The sequence below is a fragment of the Actinocorallia lasiicapitis genome, from assembly GCF_054778695.1.
Genome location: NZ_BAAGZI010000507.1, coordinates 1 through 3,536, shown reverse-complemented (window position 1 = coordinate 3,536; position 3,536 = coordinate 1). Strand labels below are relative to the sequence as shown.

Sequence of the window (3,536 nt, the reverse complement as noted above, 5' to 3'; positions counted from 1 at the left end):
CAGCCGCGGCGCGGAGCCTCCGGTCGCGGCGCGGGCGGGCGGCGGCCCGGTCCTGGCCGGCCGGGGAACGACCGCGAGCGAGAGCAGGAGCAGCAACGCCACCACGATCCCGTCCAGCCAGTAGTGATTGGCGGTGGCGACGACCACGAGCGTGGTCACCGCCGGATAGGCGAACCAGAGCCACCGCCACCGCGAAGTCCCGACGGCGACGAGCCCGAGCGCCACGACCAGCGCCCAGCCGACGTGCAGCGACGGCATCGCGGCGTACTGGTTGGCCAGGGAGTGGGGGCTGGGCTCCCCGTAGACGGTCGGGCCGAAGACCCGGCCGGTGTCGAGCAGGCCCATCATCCGGGGCGGCGCGAGGGGCAGCAGCAGATGGCCGACCATCCCGGCGCCGGTCAGCACGGTCAGTACCCGGCGGATCCAGACGTACTCCAGCGGATGCCGCCAGAACATGAAGACCAGGAACGCGATCGTGGCGGGGAAGTGCACCCCGGCGTAGAACAGGTTCGCGGCCTTGGTCAGCGGTTCGCTGTGCAGCATCAGCCCCTGCAGCCACGATTCGGCCGGCAGGCGCAGGGCGCGTTCGAGGCTCGTCACGTCGGCCGCGTTGGCGAACGCGCGCTCCACATGGCCGTTGGCGGCTAGCCGCCCGAACCGGTAGGCGCCGTAGAGGACGGCGATGAGCAGCAGTTCGCGGACCAGCCCTGGACGCCCCGTGGCACCCCGCTCGATCCCGGATCCCACGCCTACCCCCCGGCATATGAAAGATCAGGTAAACATGTCATGAGCTGACAGTTGACCGTAACACCAAACTTAGGGATAAGCCTCCACATTTTCGAGTAGGGTCGATCACATGGAACCCCGGCCGCTGCGCAAGGACGCCGAGCGCAACCGCGCCCGGATCCTCGAGGCCGCCGACGCCGTCTTCGCCGCCGAGGGACTGGGCGCCACCCTGGAGGGCATCGCCGAGAAGGCCGATGTGAGCATCGGCACGCTCTACCGCCTCTTCCCGACCCGCGCCGCACTGATCGAAGACCTGTTCGAAGAGAAGGTCGACCAGGTGCTCGCCTGGGCCGCCGAAGGGCTGGACCACCCCGACCCCTGGGAGGGGTTCACCGGCTACCTGTGGAACGCCGCGGCCTTCCACGCCGCCGACCGCGGGCTGACCGAAGTGCTCATGGGCAGCGAACTGGTCAGAGAGAAGATCGTCGAGACACGGGAGCGGATCGCGCCGGTCGTCACCCGGCTGGTCGAGCGCGCCAAGGAATCCGGACGTCTGCGCCCCGACTTCGCGCCGCAGGACGTGCCCGTCCTGCTGTTCATGGTCAGCGCCGCCGCCCGCCGCGCCCCCGGCTCCTGGCACCGCTATCTGGAGATCATGATCGAGGGGCTCCAGGGCGCGGAGCCGCTGTCGGTGCCGCCGCCCGCCCTCGACGAGCTGGTCGGCGGGATCAACCGCTGCTGAGGCGGCAGAGCTCCAGCAGTTTGGTGACGGTGTTCCAGTTCCGCGCCGTCTGATCCTTGTGGGTGCGGCGTTCGGTCAGGACCGGCAGCTTGGCGTCGCGGATGCCGTCGGGCAGGTCCAGATAGAGCTCACGGCCGACGACGGCCAGCCGTTCCGGCGGGTGGGCGTCGCACAGATCGTCGAACAGGCCGGGCTCGGGGGGCGCGCCGAGGAAGCAGACCAGGAAGCGGGACCCGTCGCCGACCGGGAACGGGTTGGCCGCCACCACCTCGGCCAGCTCGGCCTCGGTCCTGACCATGATCCGCAGGGTCGCGCCGAGCTCTCCCTCGATCGCCGCCGCGAGCTCCGCCTCCAGCCGTGCCGTGGGCGTCTCCGGCGCCGTGAAGACCACGTTCCCGCTCTGTAGATGGGTCTTGACCTCGGTGTGGCCGATCCTGTCCAGGACGGCCCGCAGATCGGCCATGGCGATCTTGTTCCGTCCGCCGACGTTGATCCCGCGCAGCAGCGCCACGTACCGCATCAGTTCTCCTCGATCGCCATGACGTACAGCCACCGGCCGTCCCGGTGGACGAACCGGCTGTGCTCCTCGAGGACGTGCTCCTCAGGGGCGTGGCCGCGGCCCCGCTCCCGGTAGCGGGCGCGGAACCGGACGGTGCCCTTGGGATCGCCGACGGCCCCCTTGGCGGTCGACAGGATCTCCAGGCCGGTCCACTCGGTGGCGGGGTCGAGCTCGACGGTGTCGGGCCGGGTGGCCGGGTGCCAGGTGTGGAGCAGGTAGCCGGCGTCGCCGACGGCGAAGGCCGTGTAGCGCGAGCGCATCAGCGCCTCGGCCGTCGGGGCGGGCTCGCCGCGGTGGTAGCGGCCGCAGCAGGCCGCGTAGCCGCCGCCGAGCCCGCACGGGCAGGGGCGGGGGTCCGGCGGGAAGTCGGGCGCGTAGTCGGCCCGGAAATCGGGATCTTCCTTGCCCAGCCAGCAGACGTCTCCGGGATCCGTGGTCATGTCACCACTGTAGAACCCCTGCGGCACAGGGCTTTCTTGGTGTTGTTGGCTCTGGGTTGGTCGGACTTTACACTCCGTGTGCATACCCTTGGTGAAATGTCGGTTTTGGCAGGGGGTGGCGAGTTGAAGATCGTTCTGATGGCAGGGGCTGTGGCGCTGGGGGTGGCCGCGGGTGCGGCACCCGCCCTGGCGGCGAACGTGCCGCCCGTGCCCAAGGTCGCGGCCAAGGGCTACGCCGTCGTGGACGCCGGGACCGGGCAGGTCCTGGCCGGACGCGACCTGCACGGCCACTACCTGCCGGCGAGCACGATCAAGACCCTGACCTCGGCGGCGCTGCTGCCGAAGCTCAAGGCGTCGGACCGGATCAGGCCGAACCGGCAGACCGTGGGCGCCGTCCCGGTCAAGGTCGGGCTCTCCGGCTCCCGGACCTACCGGGTCGACGACCTGTTCCGGGCGATGATGCTGAAGTCCGCCAACGACGCCGCCTACGGGCTCGCCCAGGCCGGTGGCGGAATGAAGGAGACCATCGCGGCGATGAACGCCGAGGCCGCCCGGCTCGGCGCCCGCGACACCCGCGCCGGCAGCCCCAACGGGCTGGACCGCGACCTCGGGCTGACCGTGAAGACCCAGCACACCTCCGCCCACGACCTGGCCCTGATCATGCGTCAGGCGATCAAGCTGCCGGAGTTCGTGAAGTACGCCTCGCCCAAGAGCGCCTCGTTCCCCGGCGGGGTCACGCTGCGCAACGGCAACAAGCTCCAGCGCACCTACCCCGGCATGATCGCCGGTAAGAACGGCCGGACCATGGCCGCGGGCCGTACCTATGTGGGCGCCGCCAAGCGCGACGGCCGCACGATCATCGTCGCCGAACTCGGCTCGGGCGACTCGCTGTGGAAGGACTCCGCGGCCCTCCTGGACTGGGGTTTCAAGGCCGCGGGCAAGGTCAAGCCTGTCGCCACCCTGCCGTCGGCCGACGCGCAGGCCGCCCCCAAGGGCGGCTCGGCGAAGGACGGCTCGGCCGAGACCGGCGCCGCCCGGCAGGCTTCCGCCCAGGCCGCCCTGGCCGGGG

Annotated in this window: 5 protein-coding genes; 2 read left to right on the top strand and 3 right to left on the bottom strand. The window is 71.0% G+C overall.

The window, feature by feature from the left end; translation table 11 throughout:
- The coding region (locus ACYVE7_RS31160; protein WP_460369786.1) for a phosphatase PAP2 family protein at window positions 1–747 on the bottom strand (747 nt) is incomplete at its 3' end.
- Window positions 748–856: 109 nt separating this feature from the next.
- Here ACYVE7_RS31160 and ACYVE7_RS31155 point away from each other — a divergent pair.
- Window positions 857–1,468, top strand: coding sequence for a TetR/AcrR family transcriptional regulator (locus ACYVE7_RS31155; RefSeq protein ID WP_460369784.1), 612 nt, complete (start codon window positions 857–859; stop codon window positions 1,466–1,468).
- Here the strand turns inward: ACYVE7_RS31155 and ACYVE7_RS31150 are convergent.
- Together ACYVE7_RS31150 and ACYVE7_RS31145 are read right to left on the bottom strand one after the other, a co-directional pair.
- Window positions 1,455–1,988 carry a DUF1697 domain-containing protein gene (locus ACYVE7_RS31150; protein WP_460369783.1) on the bottom strand — a complete coding sequence of 178 codons (534 nt, stop codon included), beginning with the start codon at window positions 1,986–1,988 and terminating at the stop codon, window positions 1,455–1,457. The two genes, ACYVE7_RS31155 and ACYVE7_RS31150, sit on opposite strands and share 14 nt — an antisense overlap.
- Window positions 1,988–2,467 carry a YchJ family protein gene (locus ACYVE7_RS31145; protein ID WP_460369781.1) on the bottom strand — a complete coding sequence of 160 codons (480 nt, stop codon included), beginning with the start codon at window positions 2,465–2,467 and terminating at the stop codon, window positions 1,988–1,990. Before ACYVE7_RS31145 ends, ACYVE7_RS31150 begins: the two co-directional genes overlap by 1 nt.
- Window positions 2,468–2,605: 138 nt before the next feature.
- Between ACYVE7_RS31145 and ACYVE7_RS31140 the strand changes: the two genes are divergently transcribed.
- Window positions 2,606–3,536, top strand: a 931-nt coding sequence (locus ACYVE7_RS31140; protein ID WP_460369779.1) for a D-alanyl-D-alanine carboxypeptidase family protein, incomplete at its 3' end; no start/stop codon positions are given.

What these genes read in the sequence shown, in the direction of transcription:
- ACYVE7_RS31155 (WP_460369784.1), top strand. Translation starts at nt 857, where the DNA reads ATGGAACCCCGGCCGCTGCGCAAGGACGCCGAGCGCAACCGCGCCCGG.
- ACYVE7_RS31145 (WP_460369781.1), bottom strand. Translation starts at nt 2,467, where the DNA reads ATGACCACGGATCCCGGAGACGTCTGCTGGCTGGGCAAGGAAGATCCC.
- ACYVE7_RS31150 (WP_460369783.1), bottom strand. Translation starts at nt 1,988, where the DNA reads ATGCGGTACGTGGCGCTGCTGCGCGGGATCAACGTCGGCGGACGGAAC.